The sequence below is a fragment of the Phenylobacterium composti DSM 19425 genome (genome assembly GCF_059568645.1).
Map to the genome: position 1 here is coordinate 1 of NZ_JCANTT010000007.1, position 20,014 is coordinate 20,014.

Sequence of the window (20,014 nt, forward strand, 5' to 3'; positions counted from 1 at the left end):
GCTGGCGTCGTGGCCAAGATCATCAAGTAAGATCGCGCCACAGCGCTGAACACCTCGAAGAGGCCGTCGGGACACCCCCGGCGGCCTTTTCTCTTTGGCGCATGACATCTCTGTAATGACTTGGAATTAAAGTGCTTTTGGCCCTAGCGGCGCCTAGCGTTTCCTCCTGGTTGTCCAGGAAGGAGAGGGCCCATGGGCCTCAGGATCGTGCTTCTCGCCGCCGCCGCAGCGCTGACCGCAGGCGCCGCCGCCCAGGCTGCGACCATTCAGTTCGACGAGGCGGTGGCCCGCGTCACCGTCATTCCCGAAGCCCGCAACGACGTTCAGGTAGAGATCGTCCGGCCGAACCGCGAGTTGCCGCTGCGGGTGAGCCGGGCGGGCGACCGCACCGTCATCTCCGGCGATCTCGGAACCCGCCTGCGCGACTGCAACGGTCGCGGCGATGAGCGCAAGGTCCGCATCCGCGGGCTGGGCTCGGTGGACTTTCGCGACATGCCCCAGGTGGTGGTCCGCGCGCCCCGGGACGTGCGCATCGAGACCGACGGGGCCGTGTTCGGGGCCATTGGCCGGTCGGCCAGCCTGGAGCTGAAGAGTGCGGGATGCGGCGGCTGGACCGTGGCCGACGTGGCGGGCGAGGCCCGGCTGCGGGCCTCGGGCGCCGGCTCGATCATGATGGGCGCGGCCGAGCGTCTGGACGTGCGGATCTCCGGCGCCGGCAACGTCAACGCCACCCGTGTCCGTCGCGGCATGGATGCGCGCCTGTCGGGCGCGGGCGGGGTGAAGGTGGAGGCCCTGGACGGCCCGCTCAGCGCCGATGTGTCCGGCGTGGGGCGCGTGCGCGTGGCCAGCGGCCGGGCGAGCCAGCTGAAGGCCTCGGTATCGGGAATCGGCGGGGTGGATTTCGACGGCGTGGCCGACAGCCTCGACGCCTCGATCTCGGGCCTCGGCTCGATCCACGTCAAAGAGGTGAGGGGGCCTGTCCGCAAGTCGGTGTCGGGCGCAGGGCGGGTCGTGGTCGGCGGCTCCTAGCCGCCAATCCTACTCGGCGTCGGCGCGCGGCGGGCCCTGGCGGCGCACGCCGTCGGTCTGGTCGGCCTCGGCCTGGTTGGGCGCGTGCGCGCCGTCCCGACTTTCGCCCGAGGCGGGGTCCGTGAAGGTCTTGGGGGTCTTGGCCTGGCCTTCCGCGCCCTTGGGCTCGTAGGCGCTGCGTTGCGGCCGACCGGGCTTCTGCTCGTCGTCGCGGTTCCAGGCTGGGTCATGGGGGTCGGGCATGTGGCCGAAACGGTCAGCGCCGCCTTTCGATCCGCCGCATACGATCCCTTGCGGGGGCAGGCGCTCGCTGCTAGATCAGCCGGCTCCGGCGATGAGCCGCGCGCGCCGAGGGCCAGGCCGGCTTCCGGCGCGTTGCTTCATCGCCCGGAGGGTAGGCTCTGAAAGCCTTGCGCTTTAGGAGTGTAGCTCAGCTGGTAGAGCATCGGTCTCCAAAACCGAGGGCCGGGGGTTCGAGTCCCTCCACTCCTGCCACCCTATATAGATGAAGACGGGGCCGCGGCGGTCGCAGCCCCAAAGACGAGTTTGAAGACGCCGCATGGCCAGGAAACCGGGGTCGAGCCCGCAAGCGATGAGGAACCGCGCCGCCAAGACGGCTGCGGCCATGGCCTCGCCGGCTGCGGTGTCTCAAGCTCCCAAGAAGAAGGTGAGCCCGGCTCAGTTCGCCCGCGAGGTCCGCGCCGAGGCGCGCAAGATCACGTGGACGAGCCGCAAGGAAACCTGGATCACCTCGGTCATGGTGGCGATCATGGTCCTGCTGGCCTCGGGCTTCTTCTGGGTCGTGGACCTGGGCCTCAGCTTCGGCGTCAGCCAGGTGCTGAAGCTGGCGAACGCCGGGTGATTTGAGATGTCCGAAGCCGCTGATACCCCCGCGAAGAACAATCCGCGCCACAAGTGGTACATCGTCCACGCCTACTCGAACTTCGAGAAGAAGGTGGCCGAGAGCATCCGCGAGCAGGCCAAGCAGCAGGGCCTCGACGAGAATTTCTCCGAGATCCTGGTGCCGACCGAGGACGTGGTCGAAATCCGTCGCGGCCGTAAGGTCAATTCCGAGCGCAAGTTCTTCCCCGGCTACGTGCTGGTGAAGATGGAGCTCACCGACGAGGCCTACCACCTCATCAAGAACACCCCGAAGGTGACGGGCTTCCTGGGGTCGGGGTCCAAGCCGATCCCGGTCTCCGAAAAGGAAGTCCAGCGCATCGTCGGCGCCATCGAGGAGGGCGTGGAGCGGCCGAAGCCGACCATCACCTTCGAGATTGGCGAGCAGGTGCGGGTCACCGACGGTCCGTTTGCGAGCTTCAACGGCTCGGTGGAGCAGGTCGACGAGGAACGCGCCCGTCTGCGGGTCACCGTCTCGATCTTCGGTCGCGCCACGCCGGTGGAGCTGGAGTACGGCCAGGTCGAGAAGATCGCCTAGCCGCTCGCTCGCGGACCACGGAACAGACGAAAGGGCGGTCCCGCCGGGGGCCGCCCTTTCTCTTTGGCGGCGAGAATTCCCGCGGCCCTTCGGCCGTCATGGTTGTTTCGGGCGGGGCTTGCTGCTACATGCGCGCGCTTCGCGGCTTTGGCGGCGAAGTTCAAATCCGTGGGAGGGGGCGGCCACCGTAACCCCGCACCACGGCTCAAACCGGCCGGGCTTTCCGGCCTTTGGAGGCAAAGATGGCCAAGAAGATCTTGGGCTACATCAAGCTGCAGGTGCCTGCGGGCTCCGCCACCCCGTCGCCGCCGATCGGCCCGGCGCTGGGTCAGCGCGGCGTCAACATCATGGGCTTCTGCAAGGAGTTCAACGCCCGGACCGAGAAGGAACCGAAGGGCACGCCCCTTCCGACCATCATCACGGTCTATCAGGACAAGTCGTTCACCTTCGTCACGAAGACCCCGCCGGCCACGCACTACATCAAGGAAGCGCTGGGCCTGAAGTCGGGCTCGCAGAAGCCGGGCCGTGACTCCGTCGGGAAGATCACCCGCGCCCAGCTGCGCGAGATCGCCGAGAAGAAGATGAAGGACCTCAACGCCAACGACCTTGAGGCCGCCGCGCGCATCATCGAGGGCTCCGCCCGCTCGATGGGCCTTCAGATCGTGGAGGCCTAAGCACATGGCCAAGCAACCGAAGCGCATCCAGAAGTGGACCGGCGACGTCGCCGCCACCCACCCCCTCGAAGACGCCATCAAGCTGGTGAAGGCCAACGCCAACGCCAAGTTCGATGAGACCGTCGAGATCGCCGTGAACCTGGGCGTCGACCCGCGTCACGCCGACCAGCAGGTCCGCGGCGTCGTGTCGCTGCCGTCGGGCACCGGCCGTGACGTCCGCGTCGCCGTCATCGCCAAGGACGCCAAGGCCGAGGAAGCCAAGGCCGCGGGCGCCGAAGTCGTCGGCGCCGAGGACCTGGTGGAACGCATCCAGGGCGGCTTCATGGACTTCGACCGCGTCATCGCGACGCCGGACATGATGGCCCTGGTGGGCCGTCTGGGTAAGGTGCTGGGCCCGCGGGGCCTGATGCCGAACCCGCGCGTCGGCACCGTGACGCCGAACGTCGGCCAGGCCGTGAAGGACGCCAAGGGCGGCGCCATTGAATTCCGCGTCGAGAAGGCGGGCATCGTCCACGCCGGCATCGGCAAGGCCTCGTTCACCGAAGAGCAGCTCATCGCCAACGTGAAGGCGCTGGTGGATGCCCTGAACAAGGCCAAGCCCTCGGGCGCCAAGGGCACCTATGTGAAGAAGGTCAGCCTCTCCTCGACGATGGGGCCGGGCTTCAAGGTCGACGCGAGCAGCCTGGGCGTCTAAGCGCCAGGCTTGTTTCGAGAAGATCGGAGGGAGCGGCGGAAACGCCGCTCCCTTTTTCTTTGGCGGACGGGCGCGGGCCTGGGCCTGACGTCGCTTGGCGTGGGGGCGCAGGCCCAGCCCCGGCGGGTTGAGTTGTCGGCAAGCTTCGTGTAAAGGCCCGCGCTTCGTCGATCCTCTTCGGAGGTGAGGCGAGGAAGGATGAGCCGCAAGGCTCGTCCGTCCTGTCCAAGAACTGCGCAGCCGCCGGGGCCACCGGAGGCCGTAACGCGGGGAAGAGCCCTTCCTCGGACGCAGGGAGACGGGAAGATGAAGTTTCGCCGCCGTCCGATCCGGACGGGCGCGAGGCTGCGGCTTCTCTGACAAGGACAGGTGCTTAACGGCGTGCGCAATCGCGCGTGCGTCGAACCTGAGTATGGAGACCGCAATGGACCGCGCTCAAAAGCAGGAAGCCATCGAGGCGCTCAAGGGCGTCTTCGCGTCTTCCGGCGCCGTGGTCGTGACCCATTACATGGGTCTGACCGTTGCGGAAATGACCGATCTGCGGGCGAAGCTGCGTGAGCAGGGCGCCCAGCTGAAGGTGGTGAAGAACACCCTGGTTCAGAAGGCGCTGGACGGCGCGGCTGGTGAAGCGGGCGATGCCCTCTTCAAGGGCCCTGTCGCGATCGCCTATGCGCCGGACCCCGTCTCCGCCGCCAAGGTCGCGACCCAGTACGCCAAGGAGAACGACAAGTTCACCATCGTTGGCGGCCTGATGGGGCAGCAGGTTCTCGACCAGAAGGGTGTGAGCGCGCTCGCGACCCTGCCGTCGCTGGACCAGCTTCGCGGCAAGATCATCGGCCTCCTCCAGGCGCCCGCGACCAAGGTCGCCGGCGTGCTGCAGGCTCCGGCCGGTCAACTGGCTCGCGTCATGGGCGCCTATGCCGCCAAGGACGCCGCCTAGGATCGTCATCTTCCCGACAAACCTCTACGATTAAGGATCGAACGAAATGGCTAATCTCGAAAAGCTGGTCGAAGACCTGTCCGCCCTGACCGTCCTGGAAGCCGCCGAGCTGTCCAAGCTGCTGGAAGAAAAGTGGGGCGTTTCGGCCGCCGCTCCGGTGGCCGTGGCCGCCGTTCCGGCTGCTGGCGGCGGTGACGCCGGCGGCGCCGCTGCCGAAGAGCAAACCGAGTTCACCGTGGTGCTGACCTCGGGCGGCGACAAGAAGATCAACGTGATCAAGGAAGTCCGCGGCGTCCGTCCGGACCTCGGCCTGAAGGAAGCCAAGGACCTCGTCGAAGGCGCTCCGCAGACCGTGAAGGAAAATGTTTCCAAGCAGGAAGCGGAAGAAATCAAGAAGAAGCTGGAAGAAGCCGGCGCCACCGTCCAGATCAAGTAGTCTGGACGCGCTGGATACAGCGCTTCTGCAAGATCGAGGGCCGGGAGCAATCCCGGCCCTTTTTCTTTGCCGGCCGCCAGGCCGGCGGCCTGGGCGTCGCCGCGCGAACTCTTGTTCGTCGCTGTTCTTTTTCCGGCCGCTCCCCCCGAACAGGGGTGATTCCGCACAGTCGCGGCTTCAGCATCCGGCTGTGAGGAATGGGCTTGTGATGAAACTTGCGGCTGCGCTGCTTTGCGCGTCTCTCCGGGCCGCCGCTGCCGCTGCCGCTGCCGCTGCCGCTGCCGCTGCCGCCGCCGCCGCCACGGCCGAATGCGCCAAGCTCGGCGTTCCTAGCGCAGGTGTTCCGATCGCAGGGTTCCTCAGCAACCTCCGGCCCTAACCCGTCGCGCGGTCACAGATTCGGGAGCGTGGAGAGCGCGGGAACTTTGCCTGCGGCTCCCGGGTTGGTGGGCTGCACGACCAGAGCGATTGGAAGCGAGCACCCGGGATACGCCCGGGCTGATCCCAAAAGGGCGGCGTCGGATTGCCGGTCCGGCGCCGCCTCCTTTTTCTCGCGGGCAGGCCTTTCCAAATGCTGCAGAAAGGCTTATGTCCGCCCGTTCGCGAACAGCTCCCGATTTTTACATCGCCGATTCTTCGCGCGTGATGTCCCGAGGCATGGTCCGCCGCCCTCCGACCATGCGAAGGGGCGCCCCTGACGATACAGGGGCTTTCCAGCGTCCGGCCCCCGCGAGGGGGCTCGAGGGTGGACGCAGGATGAAAAGCTCGACGGCGGGAGTCCGTTCCCTCACCGTCCTCAAGGGATCAAAATGGCGCAGTCCTTCACCGGTAAGAAGCGGATCCGGAAATCGTTCGGCCGCATCCCCGAAGCCGTTCAGATGCCGAACCTCATCGAGGTTCAGCGTTCGTCCTACGAACAGTTCCTGCAGCGCGAGGTCCGTCCGGCCGAGCGGCGTGACGAAGGCATCGAGGCCGTCTTCAAGTCGGTCTTCCCGATCAAGGACTTCAACGAGCGCGCGGTGCTCGAATACGTCTCCTACGAGTTCGAGGAGCCGAAGTACGACGTCGAGGAATGCGTCCAGCGCGACATGACCTATGCCGCGCCGCTGAAGGTCAAGCTGCGCCTCATCGTCTTCGAAACCGACGAGGAAACCGGCGCCCGCTCCGTGAAGGACATCAAGGAGCAGGATGTCTACATGGGCGACATCCCGCTCATGACGGAGAAGGGCACCTTCATCGTCAACGGGACCCAGCGCGTCATCGTCTCCCAGATGCACCGCTCGCCGGGCGTCTTCTTCGACCACGACAAGGGCAAGACCCACGCTTCGGGCAAGCTGCTCTTCGCCGCGCGCGTGATCCCCTACCGCGGCTCGTGGCTCGACTTCGAGTTCGACGCCAAGGACATCGTCTACGTCCGTATCGACCGTCGCCGTAAGCTGCCGGCCACCACGTTCCTGATGGCCCTGGGCATGGACGGCGAGGAGATCCTCGCCACCTTCTACGACTCGGTGCCGTACGAGAAGAAGGGCGACGGCTGGGCCACCCCGTACAAGCCCGAGCGCTGGCGCGGCGTGAAGCCGGAGTTCCCGCTGATCGACGCCGACACCGGCGAGGAGATCGCGCCTGCCGGCCAGAAGATCTCGGCCCGTAACGCCAAGAAGTTCGCCGACAACGGCCTGAAGACCCTCCTGCTGGCGCCCGAGGCGCTCACCGGCCGCTACCTGGCCAAGGACCTGGTCAACTTCGAAACCGGCGAAATCTACGCCGAAGCCGGCGACGAGCTGGATCCGACCCTGCTGGCCTCGCTCGAGGAACAGGGCTTCACCACCCTCGACGTCCTCGACATCGACGAGGTCACGGTCGGCGCCTACATGCGCAACACCCTGCGCGTGGACAAGAACACCTCCCGCGAGGACGCTCTGTTCGACATCTACCGGGTCATGCGCCCGGGCGAACCGCCGACGGTCGAAGCAGCCGAGGCGATGTTCAAGAGCCTGTTCTTCGACTCCGAGCGCTACGACCTGTCCTCGGTCGGCCGCGTGAAGATGAACATGCGTCTGGAGCTGGACTGCCCGGACGACGTGCGCGTCATCCGCAAGGAAGACGTCATCGCCGTGCTGCGCACCCTGGTGGGCCTGCGCGACGGCCGCGGCGAGATCGACGACATCGACAACCTCGGCAACCGCCGGGTCCGTTCGGTGGGCGAACTGCTCGAGAACCAGTACCGCGTCGGCCTGCTCCGCATGGAGCGGGCGATCAAGGAGCGCATGAGCTCGGTCGATATCGACACGGTCATGCCGCACGACCTGATCAACGCCAAGCCGGCGGCGGCGGCGGTGCGGGAGTTCTTCGGCTCCTCGCAGCTCTCGCAGTTCATGGACCAGACGAACCCGCTGTCCGAGATCACGCACAAGCGTCGTCTCTCGGCGCTGGGCCCGGGCGGCCTGACCCGCGAGCGCGCGGGCTTCGAGGTCCGCGACGTGCACCCGACCCACTACGGCCGGATCTGCCCCATCGAGACGCCGGAAGGTCCGAACATCGGCCTGATCAACTCGCTGGCCACCCACGCCGTGGTCAACAAGTACGGCTTCATCGAAAGCCCGTACCGGCGCGTCCGCGACGGCAAGATCACCGACGACGTGGTCTACATGTCGGCCATGGAAGAGGCGAAGCACGTCATCGCCCAGGCCAACATCAAGCTTAAGGACGGCGAGATCGTCGAGGATCTGGTCCCGGGCCGGATCAACGGCGAGCCCAGCCTGCTGCCGAAGGCCGACGTCGACCTGATGGACGTGTCGCCGAAGCAGGTCGTCTCGGTGGCCGCCTCGCTGATCCCGTTCCTGGAAAACGACGACGCCAACCGGGCCCTGATGGGCTCGAACATGCAGAAGCAGGCCGTGCCGCTCATCCAGTCGGATGCGCCGCTGGTCGGCACCGGCATGGAAAGCGTGGTGGCCGTGGACTCCGGCGCCGTGGTCGTCGCCCGCCGCACCGGCGTGGTGGAACAGATCGACGGCACCCGGATCGTGATCCGCGCGACGGAAGAGACCGACCCCTCCAAGCCGGGCGTCGACATCTACCGCCTCCAGAAGTTCCAGCGCTCGAACACCTCGACCTGCATCAACCAGCGTCCGCTGGTGCGGGTGGGCGACTCGGTGCGCGCCGGCGACGTGATCGCCGACGGCCCGTCCACCGAACTCGGCGAACTGGCCTTGGGCCGCAACGCGCTCGTCGCGTTCATGCCCTGGAACGGCTACAACTTCGAAGACTCGATCCTGATCTCCGAGCGGATCGTGCGCGATGACGTCTTCACCTCGATCCACATCGAGGAGTTCGAGGTCATGGCCCGCGACACCAAGCTGGGTCCGGAAGAGATCACCCGCGATATCCCGAACGTCGGCGAGGAAGCCCTGCGCAACCTCGACGAAGCGGGCATCGTGGCGATCGGCGCCGAGGTGCAGCCGGGCGACATCCTGGTCGGCAAGGTCACGCCGAAGGGCGAAAGCCCGATGACGCCGGAAGAAAAGCTGCTGCGCGCCATCTTCGGTGAAAAGGCCTCGGACGTCCGCGACACCTCGCTGCGCCTGCCCCCGGGCGTGGCCGGCACCGTCGTGGAAGTGCGCGTCTTCAACCGCCACGGCGTCGACAAGGACGAGCGCGCGCTCGCCATCGAACGCGCCGAGATCGACCGCCTGGGCAAGGACCGCGATGACGAGTTCGCGATCCTGAACCGCAACATGCAGGGCCGCCTGCGTCAGCTGCTGGTGGGCAAGACCGCCGTCTCGGGTCCGAAGGGCCTGGGCCGCGGCGAGATCACCGCCGAGAAGCTGGACGAGATCGCGCCCGGCCTGTGGTGGCAGATCGCCCTCGATGACGAGAAGGCGATGGGTGAGCTCGAAGCCCTGCGCAAGCAGTTCGACGACGCCCGCAAGCGCCTCGACCGTCGTTTCGAGGACAAGGTCGACAAGCTGCAGCGCGGCGACGAGCTGCCGCCCGGCGTGATGAAGATGGTCAAGGTGTTCGTCGCGGTGAAGCGCAAGCTGCAGCCGGGCGACAAGATGGCCGGCCGTCACGGCAACAAGGGGGTCATCTCCAAGATCCTGCCGATCGAGGACATGCCCTACCTGGAAGACGGCACCAGCGTGGACATCGTGCTGAACCCGCTGGGCGTGCCTTCGCGGATGAACGTCGGCCAGATCTTCGAAACGCACCTGGGCTGGGCCTCGGCCGGCCTCGGCAAGCAGGTCCAGCGCCTGCTCGAGGACTGGCAGAACGGCGGCCAGCGCCAGGCGCTGATCGACCATCTGCGCGACATCTACGGGCCGGACGAAGAACTGCCGGAAACGGACGAGGAGCTGGTCGAACTGGCCCGCAACCTCTCCAAGGGCATCCCCTTCGCCACCCCGGTGTTCGACGGCGCGCATATCGAGGACATCGAGAACCTCCTGGAAAAGGCGGGCCTCGACCGTTCGGGCCAGTCGTACCTGTACGACGGCCAGACGGGCGAGCGGTTCAAGCGTCCGGTCACGGTCGGCTACATCTACATGCTGAAGCTGCACCACCTGGTCGACGACAAGATCCACGCCCGTTCGATCGGCCCGTACTCGCTCGTCACCCAGCAGCCGCTGGGCGGTAAGGCGCAGTTCGGCGGTCAGCGCTTCGGGGAAATGGAAGTGTGGGCCCTGGAGGCCTACGGCGCCGCCTACACCCTGCAGGAAATGCTGACGGTGAAGTCGGACGACGTGGCCGGCCGGACGAAGGTCTACGAGTCCATCGTCCGCGGCGACGACACCTTCGAGGCCGGGATCCCGGAAAGCTTCAACGTGCTGGTCAAGGAGATGCGCTCCCTGGGCCTCAACGTGGAGCTGGAGAACAGCTGACGGGACCTTACGCGCCCTTCCTCGCGGCGACGCGGGGGAGGGCGGTTCGCCCACCCGTCCTGCTTTGAAATTTTCGCGGGTCCAGACCCGCAGAAGGAACCGAGATGAACCAGGAAGTCCTGAACATCTTCAATCCGGTCCAGGCCGCTCCGACCTTCGACCAGATCCGCATCGCCCTGGCCTCGCCCGAAAAGATCCGCTCGTGGTCGTTCGGCGAGATCAAGAAGCCGGAGACCATCAACTACCGCACGTTCAAGCCGGAGCGTGACGGCCTGTTCTGCGCCCGCATCTTCGGACCGACGAAGGACTACGAGTGCCTTTGCGGCAAGTACAAGCGGATGAAGTACAAGGGCATCATCTGCGAGAAGTGCGGCGTCGAGGTGACGCTGGCGCGCGTCCGCCGCGAGCGGATGGGCCACATCGAGCTGGCCTCGCCGGTCGCCCACATCTGGTTCCTGAAGTCGCTGCCGTCGCGCATCGCCCTGATGCTCGACATGGCCCTGAAGGACGTTGAACGCGTCCTCTACTTCGAGAACTACATCGTCACCGAGCCGGGCCTCACCCCGCTGAAGCTGCACCAGCTGCTCAGCGAGGATGACTACCTGCGCTTCCAGGAAGAGTTCGGCGACGACAGCTTCACCGCCGAAATCGGCGCCGAGGCGGTCCAGGGCCTGCTGAAGGGCCTCGACCTCGAGAAGGAGGCCGAGAAGCTTCGCGAGGAGCTGCAGACCACCACCTCGGAGATGAAGCTGAAGAAGGCGTCCAAGCGCCTGAAGCTCATCGAGAACTTCATCGAGAGCGGCAACAAGCCCGAGTGGATGGTGCTGACGGTGATCCCCGTGATCCCGCCGGAACTGCGTCCGCTGGTGCCGCTGGACGGCGGCCGTTTCGCCACCTCGGACCTGAACGACCTCTATCGCCGGGTCATCAACCGGAACAACCGCCTGAAGCGCCTCATCGAGCTGCGCGCGCCGGACATCATCATCCGCAACGAAAAGCGGATGCTGCAGGAAGCCGTCGACGCCCTGTTCGACAACGGCCGCCGCGGCCGCGTGATCACCGGCGCCAACAAGCGTCCGCTGAAGTCGCTGGCCGACATGCTGAAGGGCAAGCAGGGCCGGTTCCGTCAGAACCTGCTCGGCAAGCGCGTGGACTACTCGGGCCGTTCGGTCATCGTGGTGGGTCCCGAGCTGAAGCTGCACGAGTGCGGCCTGCCCAAGAAGATGGCCCTCGAGCTGTTCAAGCCGTTCATCTATGCGCGTCTGGACGCCAAGGGCCTGTCGGGCACCGTCAAGCAGTCCAAGCGCATGGTGGAGCGTGAGCAGCCGGCGGTCTGGGACATCCTGGACGAGGTGATCCGCGAGCACCCGGTGCTGCTGAACCGCGCCCCGACGCTGCACCGCCTCGGCATCCAGGCGTTCGAGCCCAAGCTGATCGAGGGCAAGGCCATCCAGCTGCACCCGCTGGTCTGCGCCGCCTTCAACGCCGACTTCGACGGCGACCAGATGGCCGTCCACGTGCCGCTCTCGCTGGAAGCCCAGCTTGAAGCGCGCGTGCTGATGATGAGCACGAACAACATCCTGTCGCCCGCCAACGGCCGGCCGATCATCGTGCCGTCGCAGGACATCGTGCTCGGCCTCTACTACCTGTCGCTGGTCAAGGACGGCGAGCCGGGCGAGGGCAAGGCCTTCGCGAGCCTGGGCGAGATCGAGGCTGCACTCGACGCCGGCGTCGTGACGCTGCACTCCAAGATCCGCTGCCGCTACACCGAGATGGACGCCGACGGGAACCTCGTGACCAAGGTCATCGAGACCACCCCGGGCCGCATGAAGATCGCCGCGCTGTTCCCGCAGCACCCGGCCGTCGGCCATCGCCTTCTGGAGAAGAACCTCACCAAGAAGGAAATCGGCAACCTCATCGACACCGTCTATCGGCACTGCGGTCAGAAGGCGACGGTCATCTTCGCCGACCAGATCATGGGCCTGGGCTTCCGCGAGGCGGCCAAGGCCGGCATCTCGTTCGGCAAGGACGACATCGTCATTCCGAAGCGCAAGGCCGAGATCGTCGAAGAGACCCGCAAGCTCGTGGAAGAGTACGAGCAGCAGTACGCCGACGGCCTGATCACCAAGGGCGAAAAGTACAACAAGGTGGTCGACGCCTGGGCCAAGGCGACCGACCGCGTCGCCGACGAGATGATGGCCGAGGTCTCCACCACGCCGATCGGCCCCGACGGCCGGCAGCAGGAGATCAACTCCATCTACATGATGAGCAACTCCGGCGCCCGGGGTTCGCAGGCTCAGATGAAGCAGCTCGGCGGGATGCGCGGCCTGATGGCCAAGCCCTCGGGCGAGATCATCGAGACGCCGATCATCTCGAACTTCAAGGAAGGCCTGACCGTTCAGGAGTACTTCAACTCCACCCACGGCGCCCGTAAGGGCCTGGCCGACACCGCCCTGAAGACGGCGAACTCGGGTTACCTGACCCGCCGTCTCGTGGACGTGGCGCAGGACTGCATCATCACCGAGGAAGACTGCGGCACCACCCGGGGCATCACGCTCCGCGCCGTGGTCGAAGGCGGCGACGTGCTGGTCTCGCTCGGCCAGCGCATCCTGGGCCGTTTCGCGGCCGAGGACGTGAAGGATCCGGGCACCCAGGAAGTCATCGTCCCGGCCGACACCTACCTCGACGAGAACATGGTCGAGGCCATCGAGGCCGCGGGCGTCCAGTCGGTGAAGGTGCGCTCGGTCCTGACCTGCGAGACCAAGACCGGCGTCTGCGGCGCCTGCTACGGCCGCGACCTGGCCCGCGGCACGCCGGTGAACATCGGTGAGGCCGTCGGCGTCATCGCCGCCCAGTCGATCGGCGAGCCCGGCACCCAGCTGACGATGCGGACCTTCCACATCGGCGGCACCGCTCAGGTGGCCGAGCAGTCGTTCTACGAAAGCGCCAACGACGGTATCGCCCGCATCTCCGGCAATACCGTGACGGCGCCGGACGGCGCGCTCATCTCCATGAGCCGCAACCTGATGCTGACCATCCAGGTCGACGGCAAGGATCGGGAATCCTACAAGGTCCCGTACGGCGGCCGGCTGCGGGTGAAGGACGGCGAAAAGGTCACGCGCGGCCAGCGTCTGGCCGAGTGGGACCCCTACACCACGCCGATCATCACCGAAGTGGGCGGCCGGGTCCGGTTCGAGGACCTCGTCGAGAACATCTCGTTCCGCGAAGAGGCCGACGAAGCCACCGGCATCTCCAACCGCGTGGTCGTCGACTGGCGCGCCAGCTCCAAGGGGTCGGACCTGCGTCCGGCTATGGCGGTGCTCGGCGAGGACGGCGCCTACAAGCGCATCTCGAACGGCGGCGAGGCCCGCTACCTGCTGCCCGTGGGCGCCATTCTCTCCGTCGGCGACGGCGATGAGGTTAAGCCCGGCGAGGTCATGGCCCGTATCCCGACGGAAAGCGCCAAGACGCGCGACATCACCGGCGGTCTGCCGCGGGTGGCGGAGCTGTTCGAAGCGCGGCGTCCGAAGGACTGCGCGGTCATCGCCGAGATGGACGGTCGGGTCGAGTTCGGTCGCGACTACAAGAACAAGCGTCGCATCAAGATCACGCCGGAGGACGGCGGCGAGCCCGTGGAATTCCTGATCCCGAAGGGCAAGCACATCGCCGTCCACGACGGGGACATCATCCGCAAGGGCGAATACCTCATCGACGGCAACCCGGATCCGCACGACATCCTGCGCATCCAGGGGATCGAGGCGCTGGCCGACTTCCTGGTCAACGAGATCCAGGAGGTCTACCGACTGCAGGGCGTGCCGATCAACGACAAGCACATCGAGACGATCGTTCGTCAGATGCTGCAGAAGGTCGAGATCCTCGAGCCCGGCGACACCGGCCTGCTCCGGGGCGACCACCTCGACAAGATCGAGGTGGAAGAGGAGAACGCCAAGACGGAAGCCCGCGGCGGCCGTCCGGCGATCACCCAGCCGGTGCTGCTCGGCATCACCAAGGCCTCGCTGCAGACCCGCAGCTTCATCTCTGCGGCGTCGTTCCAGGAAACGACCCGGGTGCTCACCGAGGCCGCCGTCCAGGGCAAGATCGACACCCTGGAAGGCCTCAAGGAGAACGTGATCGTCGGCCGCCTCATCCCGGCGGGCACGGGCTCGTACCTGCGCAACCTGCAGCGCATCGCCGCCAAGCGCGACGAGGCGCTCACCCAGAGCCGCGAAGAGGCGATGGAGCCGCTGCCGGCCGAGATCGCCGACGCCGCGGTGGGCGAGCAGGTGGAGTCGTAAGAGCTCTCCAGCAGTAAGCGTAACGGACGGCCCGGGAGTGATCCCGGGCCGTTTCGTTTTGCGCCGTCAGGACGGGGGCGTGAGGGACGCCGCCGCCTATTCGCGAGGGCGACCGGCGGCGGCGCTCGCGTCGGCCGGCGAGCCGCCCATTCCCTTCATGTGCGCCGCGCCGGCGGGCGGACTGCGTTGGACGTCCCAGTCGACCTGGGAGCCGGGGGCGCGAGGGCGGGACTCTTCGCCGCGCTTGTAGCGGTAGGCCGCCTCCCGCTGGGCGGCGGCGGCGCCGAACTCGGAACTGTCCCGCCGGTCCAGGCCGAGGCCAGGGAAGGGGGCGTCGCGGCCCCCCCGGGCCAGGCGCTCGTCGCACTTCTCCCGCTCTTCTCGGCTGAGCAGGGCGGGATTGGCGCAGCCTACGAGGCCGCGCAGGGCCTGCCGGGCGTTGGCGGCCACGGGGTCAGGCGCCGACGGGCGGGCCGGGGCCTGCCGCGGCTGGGACGCAGGCTCAGGTTCGGCCTGGGGGACGATGAGGGGCGGGACTTCGGGATGGGGCGGCATGTTCCGCAGCTGGCGCCGGTGCAGGCGGATCGGCTGCGTCGGCCCGCCGGCGTGGGGCGGCGGCACCTTGGGCATGATCAGCACGGGGATGATCGGCTCGGGCGGGCCCGATTGCATGGGCGGCGCCAGCAGCTTGGGCGCATGCAGAGCGGCCGCCGTCAGCAGGACGACGTGCGCGACGACCGAGATCGCCACGGCGTTATAGGTTCGGCCCCGTCCAGCCGGCCTCATGGCGCTCCAGGTCTGTGGTCAAGCTTGGCCAAGAGCGTATCTCGGCCGGCGCGGCGATTTCATGGCGACTCCACAGGGCGGGGGCGGCGAGGGCGCAGACGTTGAGTCCACTATCGGCGTTCCGCCCCGGGCTCGCTATTGCGGATGTGGGGGTCGATAGCCAGGCGGCCGAGCCTGTTCCGCTGCCGCACGGAAGGCTCTATAAGACCGAACGGGCCTGCGCCCCTGCGCCACGGGCGGCTTCTTGACCGTCCCTAAAGGGGCTCCCTTGGGGGCGTCCCAGGACTCGCGTTGACGGGAAGGCCGCTTAAGACTATGTAGCGCGCTCTTTCGAGGCCGGGATTCCCGTCCCAGTCCGATGAGCCCATACCCGCCGGAACGCCGCATTCACGCGTCCCGGCGAGTTTTTGTGTTCTGAGGGCCGGCTTCGGACCTACGAAAATGAGACCCCAAACCGAGGCGCTCCGGCCAAACGGCACACGCCTCCCAAGCGAGATTAGATGCCGACAGTCAACCAGCTCATCCGCAAGCCTCGCCAGTCGAAGCCGGCGCGGAACAAGGTCCCGGCCCTGAAGGGCTGCCCGCAGCGCCGCGGCGTTTGCACCCGGGTCTATACGACGACCCCGAAGAAGCCGAACTCGGCTCTGCGTAAGGTCGCCAAGGTGCGCCTGACCACCGGCATCGAAGCGGTGTGCTACATCCCCGGCGAAGGCCACAATCTTCAGGAGCACTCGGTGGTCCTGATCCGCGGCGGCCGCGTGAAGGACCTTCCCGGCGTGCGCTACCACATCCTCCGTGGCGTGCTCGACACCCAAGGGGTCAAGGACCGCAAGCAGCGCCGCTCGCTCTACGGCGCCAAGCGTCCGAAGTAAGGATTTAAGAGATGTCCCGTCGCCGTCGCGCAGACAAACGTGAAGTCCTCCCGGATCCGAAGTTCGGGGACATCGTCGTCACGAAGTTCATGAACTACGTGATGTACGAAGGTAAGAAGGCCGTGGCCGAGAACATCGTCTATGGCGCCTTCGACATCCTGGAAGCCCGTCGCAAGGACCAGGGTCCGCTGGAAACCTTCCATGCGGCCCTGGACAACGTGGCTCCCGCCATCGAAGTCCGTTCCCGCCGGGTCGGCGGTGCGACCTATCAGGTCCCCGTCGAAGTCCGTCCGGAGCGTCGGCGCGCCCTGGCCATCCGCTGGCTGGTGAACGCCGCCCGCAACCGGGGCGAGAACACCATGACGGAGAAGCTGGCGGGCGAGCTGCTGGACGCCTCTGCCAACCGCGGTTCGGCGGTGAAGAAGCGGGAAGACACCCATAAGATGGCGGAAGCCAACCGGGCCTTCTCGCACTACCGCTGGTAAGCGCCCATATCAGTGAGCTTTCCGGCGCGGGCGGTTTGAGATAAACCGCCCGCGCCGTTCGTTCAGCCTTCCCCGAAATACCTTTTAGCAGAGCTTCCGCTATGCCCCGCACCCACAAGATCGAAGATTACCGCAACTTCGGGATCATGGCCCACATCGATGCGGGCAAGACCACCACGACCGAGCGGATCCTCTTCTACACCGGTAAGAACCATAAGATCGGCGAAACCCATGATGGCTCGGCCACCATGGACTGGATGGAGCAGGAGCAGGAGCGCGGCATCACGATCACGTCCGCCGCGACGACCGCTTTCTGGAACGGCAAGCGCCTGAACATCATCGACACGCCCGGGCACGTGGACTTCACCATCGAGGTGGAGCGGAGCCTGCGCGTGCTCGACGGCGCCGTGACCGTGCTCGACGGCAACGCCGGCGTTGAACCGCAAACCGAGACCGTCTGGCGTCAGGCTGACAAGTACAAGGTTCCGCGGATCGTCTTCGTCAACAAGATGGACAAGCTGGGCGCCGACTTCGACAAGTCGGTGGAAAGTATCCGCGACCGCCTGGGCGCGAAGGCTGTTCCGATCCAGCTGCCGATCGGTCAGGAATCGGCGCTTCGCGGCATTGTGGACCTCGTCCGCATGAAGGCCGTGGTGTGGGACAACGACGCCCTGGGCGCGAAGTATCACGACGAGGAAATCCCCGCCGACCTGAAGGAAAAGGCGGAAGCCGCCCGCAACTACCTGGTCGAGAGCGCCGTCGAAATGGACGACGAGGCCATGGAGGCCTACCTCTCGGGCGAGGAGCCCTCGGAAGAGGTGATCAAGAAGTGCATCCGTAAGGCTGTGCTGACCGGCGCGTTCTACCCGATCCTCTGCGGCTCGGCTTTCAAGAACAAGGGCGTGCAGCCGCTCCTCGACGCCGTCGTCGACTACCTGCCGTCGCCGGTGGACATCCCGCCGACCAAGGGCATCGACTTCCGCACCGAAGAGGAAGTCGAGCGGAAGGCCTCGGACGACGAGCCGCTGTCGGTCCTGGCGTTCAAGATCATGGACGACCCCTTCGTGGGCTCGCTCACCTTCTGCCGCATCTACTCGGGTAAGCTGGAAACCGGCATGGCCCTGATGAACTCGACGCGCGACAAGCGCGAGCGGGTCGGCCGGATGCTGCTGATGCACTCGAACAACCGCGAGGACATCAAGGAAGCCTATGCCGGCGACATCGTCGCCCTGGCGGGCCTGAAGGAAACCCGCACCGGCGACACCCTGTGCGACCCGACCCGCCAGCCGGTGATCCTGGAGCGCATGGAGTTCCCGGCGCCGGTGATCGAGATCGCCGTGGAGCCCAAGTCCAAGGCCGACCAGGAAAAGCTGGGCGTCGCCCTGGCCAAGCTCGCCGCCGAAGACCCGTCCTTCCAGGTGTCGACCGACCACGAGTCCGGTCAGACCATCCTGAAGGGCATGGGCGAGCTGCACCTCGACATCAAGATCGACATCCTGAAGCGCACCTATAAGGTCGAGGCCAACATCGGCGCGCCGCAGGTGGCCTACCGCGAGAGCATCTCGCGCCGGGCCGAGATCGACTACACGCACAAGAAGCAGACCGGCGGTACGGGTCAGTTCGCCCGTGTGAAGCTGGTGTTCGAGCCGGGCGAGCCGGGTTCGGGCTTCGTCTTCGAGAGCGCGATCGTCGGCGGCGCGGTGCCGAAGGAATACGTCCCCGGCGTCCAGAAGGGGCTGGAGTCGGCCAAGGAAAACGGCCTGCTGGCCGGCTTCCCGGTCATCGACTTCAAGGCGACCCTCGTGGACGGCGCCTTCCACGACGTCGACTCGTCGGTCCTGGCGTTCGAAATCGCCGCCCGCGCGGCCTTCAAGGAACTGCGCGAGAAGGCGGCCCCGAAGCTGCTCGAGCCGATCATGGCGGTGGAAGTGGTGACGCCCGAGGAATACCTGGGCTCGGTCATCGGCGACCTGAACGGCCGCCGCGGCCAGATCCAGGGCCAGGACATGCGGGGCAACGCCACCGTGATCAACGCCTTCGTTCCGCTGGCCAACATGTTCGGCTACGTGAACAACCTGCGGGGCATGTCGCAGGGCCGGGCGCAGTTCACGATGCTGTTCAGCCACTACGACACGGTGCCGCAAGTCGTCGCCGAAGAAGTCATCAAGAAGTACGCCTGATTTCCAACCCTAGCTGAGAGGACAAGCCCGGACAGGGCTGGAGCTTGAAATGGCCAAAGAGAAGTTTGAACGCACGAAGCCGCACTGCAACATCGGCACGATCGGCCACGTTGACCACGGCAAGACGACGCTGACGGCGGCGATCACGATGACGCTGGCGAAGACGGGCGGCGCGACGGCGAGGAAGTACGACGAGATTGACGCGGCGCCGGAAGAGAAGGCGCGCGGGATCACGATCAACACGGCGCACGTGGAATATGAGACGGAGAGCCGTCACTACGCGCACGTGGACTGCCCTGGGCACGCCGACTACGTGAAGAACATGATCACGGGCGCGGCGCAGATGGACGGCGCGATCCTGGTGGTTTCGGCGGCTGACGGTCCGATGCCGCAGACGCGTGAGCACATCCTGCTGGCCCGTCAGGTTGGCGTTCCGGCGCTGGTGGTGTTCATGAACAAGGTCGACATGGTCGACGACGCCGAGCTGCTGGACCTGGTGGAAATGGAAGTCCGCGAGCTGCTGAGCTCGTACCAGTTCCCGGGCGATGACATTCCGGTGGTGAAGGGCTCGGCCCTGGCGGCGGTTGAAGGCCGTGATCCGGAGATCGGCGAGCAGAAGATCCTGGAGCTGATGGCTGCGGTGGACAGCTACATCCCGCAGCCTGAGCGTCCGGTGGACCAGCCGTTCCTGATGCCGGTGGAAGACGTGTTCTCGATCTCGGGCCGGGGCACCGTGGTGACGGGCCGGATCGAGAAGGGCATCGTGAAGGTTGGCGACGAAGTTGAGATCGTCGGCATTCGTCCGGTGCAGAAGACGACCTGCACGGGCGTGGAAATGTTCCGCAAGCTGCTGGACCAAGGTCAGGCGGGCGACAACGTGGGCGTGCTGCTGCGCGGCACGAAGCGGGAAGAAGTCGAGCGTGGCCAGGTGCTGTGCAAGCCGGGCTCGATCACCCCGCACACGGAGTTTGTGGCTGAGGCCTACATCCTGACGAAGGAAGAAGGCGGCCGTCACACCCCGTTCTTCACGAACTACCGTCCGCAGTTCTACTTCCGGACGACGGACGTGACGGGGATCATCAAGCTGAAGGAAGGCGTGGAGATGGTCATGCCCGGCGACAACGCCGAGCTGAACGTTGAGCTGATCACGCCGATCGCCATGGACCAGGGCCTGCGCTTCGCCATTCGCGAAGGTGGCCGGACCGTCGGCGCTGGCGTCGTGGCCAAGATCATCAAGTAAGATCGCGCCACAGCGCTGAACACCTCGAAGAGGCCGTCGGGACACCCCCGGCGGCCTTTTCTCTT

The 20,014-nt window shown here is 66.4% G+C and carries 15 protein-coding genes and 1 tRNA gene; 14 read left to right on the plus strand and 2 right to left on the minus strand.

Annotated elements, in window-relative coordinates; genetic code table 11:
- The first annotated feature begins 192 nt into the window (after nt 1–192).
- A complete protein-coding gene (locus tag BO64_RS02685) occupies nt 193–1,029 on the plus strand; it encodes a GIN domain-containing protein (RefSeq protein ID WP_496401732.1) in 837 nt (278 codons plus the stop codon).
- A 9-nt stretch (nt 1,030–1,038) separates the two neighbouring features.
- Here BO64_RS02685 and BO64_RS02690 read toward each other — a convergent pair whose 3' ends face one another.
- A complete protein-coding gene (locus BO64_RS02690; RefSeq protein ID WP_496401733.1) occupies nt 1,039–1,272 on the minus strand; it encodes a hypothetical protein in 234 nt (77 codons plus the stop codon).
- A 176-nt stretch (nt 1,273–1,448) separates the two neighbouring features.
- Between BO64_RS02690 and BO64_RS02695 the strand changes: the two genes are divergently transcribed.
- The 9 genes from BO64_RS02695 to rpoC all read left to right on the plus strand — a co-directional run bounded on the left by BO64_RS02695 (nt 1,449) and on the right by rpoC (nt 14,386).
- Nucleotides 1,449–1,524, plus strand: a tRNA-Trp gene (locus BO64_RS02695).
- Between the two features lie 64 nt (nt 1,525–1,588).
- Nucleotides 1,589–1,891, plus strand: coding sequence for a preprotein translocase subunit SecE (gene secE, locus BO64_RS02700; protein ID WP_496401734.1), 303 nt, complete (start codon nt 1,589–1,591; stop codon nt 1,889–1,891).
- 6 nt (nt 1,892–1,897) lie between these two features.
- A complete protein-coding gene (gene nusG, locus BO64_RS02705) occupies nt 1,898–2,467 on the plus strand; it encodes a transcription termination/antitermination protein NusG (RefSeq protein ID WP_496401735.1) in 570 nt (189 codons plus the stop codon).
- A gap of 242 nt (nt 2,468–2,709) precedes the next feature.
- Complete coding sequence (gene rplK, locus BO64_RS02710) at nt 2,710–3,141, plus strand: 50S ribosomal protein L11 (protein WP_496401736.1); 432 nt, start codon at nt 2,710–2,712, stop codon at nt 3,139–3,141.
- 4 nt (nt 3,142–3,145) lie between these two features.
- Nucleotides 3,146–3,835 carry a 50S ribosomal protein L1 gene (rplA, locus tag BO64_RS02715; RefSeq protein ID WP_496401737.1) on the plus strand — a complete coding sequence of 230 codons (690 nt, stop codon included), beginning with the start codon at nt 3,146–3,148 and terminating at the stop codon, nt 3,833–3,835.
- A 424-nt stretch (nt 3,836–4,259) separates the two neighbouring features.
- Nucleotides 4,260–4,775, plus strand: a complete 516-nt coding sequence (gene rplJ / locus BO64_RS02720; RefSeq protein WP_496401738.1) for a 50S ribosomal protein L10 — start codon at nt 4,260–4,262, stop codon at nt 4,773–4,775.
- Between the two features lie 46 nt (nt 4,776–4,821).
- Nucleotides 4,822–5,211 (plus strand): 50S ribosomal protein L7/L12, encoded by a 390-nt coding sequence (rplL, locus tag BO64_RS02725; RefSeq protein ID WP_496401739.1) that lies wholly within the window; start codon nt 4,822–4,824, stop codon nt 5,209–5,211.
- 809 nt (nt 5,212–6,020) lie between these two features.
- Entirely contained in the window at nt 6,021–10,091 is a 4,071-nt protein-coding gene (gene rpoB, locus BO64_RS02730; RefSeq protein ID WP_496401740.1) for a DNA-directed RNA polymerase subunit beta, read from the plus strand.
- A 104-nt stretch (nt 10,092–10,195) separates the two neighbouring features.
- On the plus strand, nt 10,196–14,386 hold the full coding sequence (rpoC, locus tag BO64_RS02735; protein WP_496401741.1) for a DNA-directed RNA polymerase subunit beta': 4,191 nt from the start codon (nt 10,196–10,198) through the stop codon (nt 14,384–14,386).
- Between the two features lie 96 nt (nt 14,387–14,482).
- Here the strand turns inward: rpoC and BO64_RS02740 are convergent, their stop codons facing one another.
- Nucleotides 14,483–15,172, minus strand: coding sequence for a hypothetical protein (locus tag BO64_RS02740; protein ID WP_496401742.1), 690 nt, complete (start codon nt 15,170–15,172; stop codon nt 14,483–14,485).
- 500 nt (nt 15,173–15,672) lie between these two features.
- On the opposite strand from BO64_RS02740, the gene rpsL reads away from it, so the two are divergent.
- From rpsL to tuf, 4 genes are all read left to right on the plus strand, one after another.
- Entirely contained in the window at nt 15,673–16,044 is a 372-nt protein-coding gene (gene rpsL, locus BO64_RS02745; RefSeq protein WP_257837985.1) for a 30S ribosomal protein S12, read from the plus strand.
- Nucleotides 16,045–16,055: 11 nt separating this feature from the next.
- Entirely contained in the window at nt 16,056–16,529 is a 474-nt protein-coding gene (rpsG, locus tag BO64_RS02750) for a 30S ribosomal protein S7 (protein ID WP_496401743.1), read from the plus strand.
- Nucleotides 16,530–16,630: 101 nt separating this feature from the next.
- Entirely contained in the window at nt 16,631–18,709 is a 2,079-nt protein-coding gene (gene fusA, locus BO64_RS02755) for an elongation factor G (protein ID WP_496401744.1), read from the plus strand.
- A gap of 49 nt (nt 18,710–18,758) precedes the next feature.
- Complete coding sequence (gene tuf / locus BO64_RS02760) at nt 18,759–19,949, plus strand: elongation factor Tu (protein ID WP_496401745.1); 1,191 nt, start codon at nt 18,759–18,761, stop codon at nt 19,947–19,949.
- The last annotated feature ends 65 nt before the right edge of the window (nt 19,950–20,014 follow it).

Coding starts and splice junctions, on each gene's coding strand:
- rpoB (WP_496401740.1), top strand. CDS start 6,021: ATGGCGCAGTCCTTCACCGGTAAGAAGCGGATCCGGAAATCGTTCGGC.
- rplL (WP_496401739.1), top strand. CDS start 4,822: ATGGCTAATCTCGAAAAGCTGGTCGAAGACCTGTCCGCCCTGACCGTC.
- rpsG (WP_496401743.1), top strand. CDS start 16,056: ATGTCCCGTCGCCGTCGCGCAGACAAACGTGAAGTCCTCCCGGATCCG.
- fusA (WP_496401744.1), top strand. CDS start 16,631: ATGCCCCGCACCCACAAGATCGAAGATTACCGCAACTTCGGGATCATG.
- rplK (WP_496401736.1), top strand. CDS start 2,710: ATGGCCAAGAAGATCTTGGGCTACATCAAGCTGCAGGTGCCTGCGGGC.
- nusG (WP_496401735.1), top strand. CDS start 1,898: ATGTCCGAAGCCGCTGATACCCCCGCGAAGAACAATCCGCGCCACAAG.
- rplJ (WP_496401738.1), top strand. CDS start 4,260: ATGGACCGCGCTCAAAAGCAGGAAGCCATCGAGGCGCTCAAGGGCGTC.
- BO64_RS02690 (WP_496401733.1), bottom strand. CDS start 1,272: ATGCCCGACCCCCATGACCCAGCCTGGAACCGCGACGACGAGCAGAAG.
- rpoC (WP_496401741.1), top strand. CDS start 10,196: ATGAACCAGGAAGTCCTGAACATCTTCAATCCGGTCCAGGCCGCTCCG.
- BO64_RS02685 (WP_496401732.1), top strand. CDS start 193: ATGGGCCTCAGGATCGTGCTTCTCGCCGCCGCCGCAGCGCTGACCGCA.
- rpsL (WP_257837985.1), top strand. CDS start 15,673: ATGCCGACAGTCAACCAGCTCATCCGCAAGCCTCGCCAGTCGAAGCCG.
- secE (WP_496401734.1), top strand. CDS start 1,589: ATGGCCAGGAAACCGGGGTCGAGCCCGCAAGCGATGAGGAACCGCGCC.
- BO64_RS02740 (WP_496401742.1), bottom strand. CDS start 15,172: ATGAGGCCGGCTGGACGGGGCCGAACCTATAACGCCGTGGCGATCTCG.
- tuf (WP_496401745.1), top strand. CDS start 18,759: ATGGCCAAAGAGAAGTTTGAACGCACGAAGCCGCACTGCAACATCGGC.
- rplA (WP_496401737.1), top strand. CDS start 3,146: ATGGCCAAGCAACCGAAGCGCATCCAGAAGTGGACCGGCGACGTCGCC.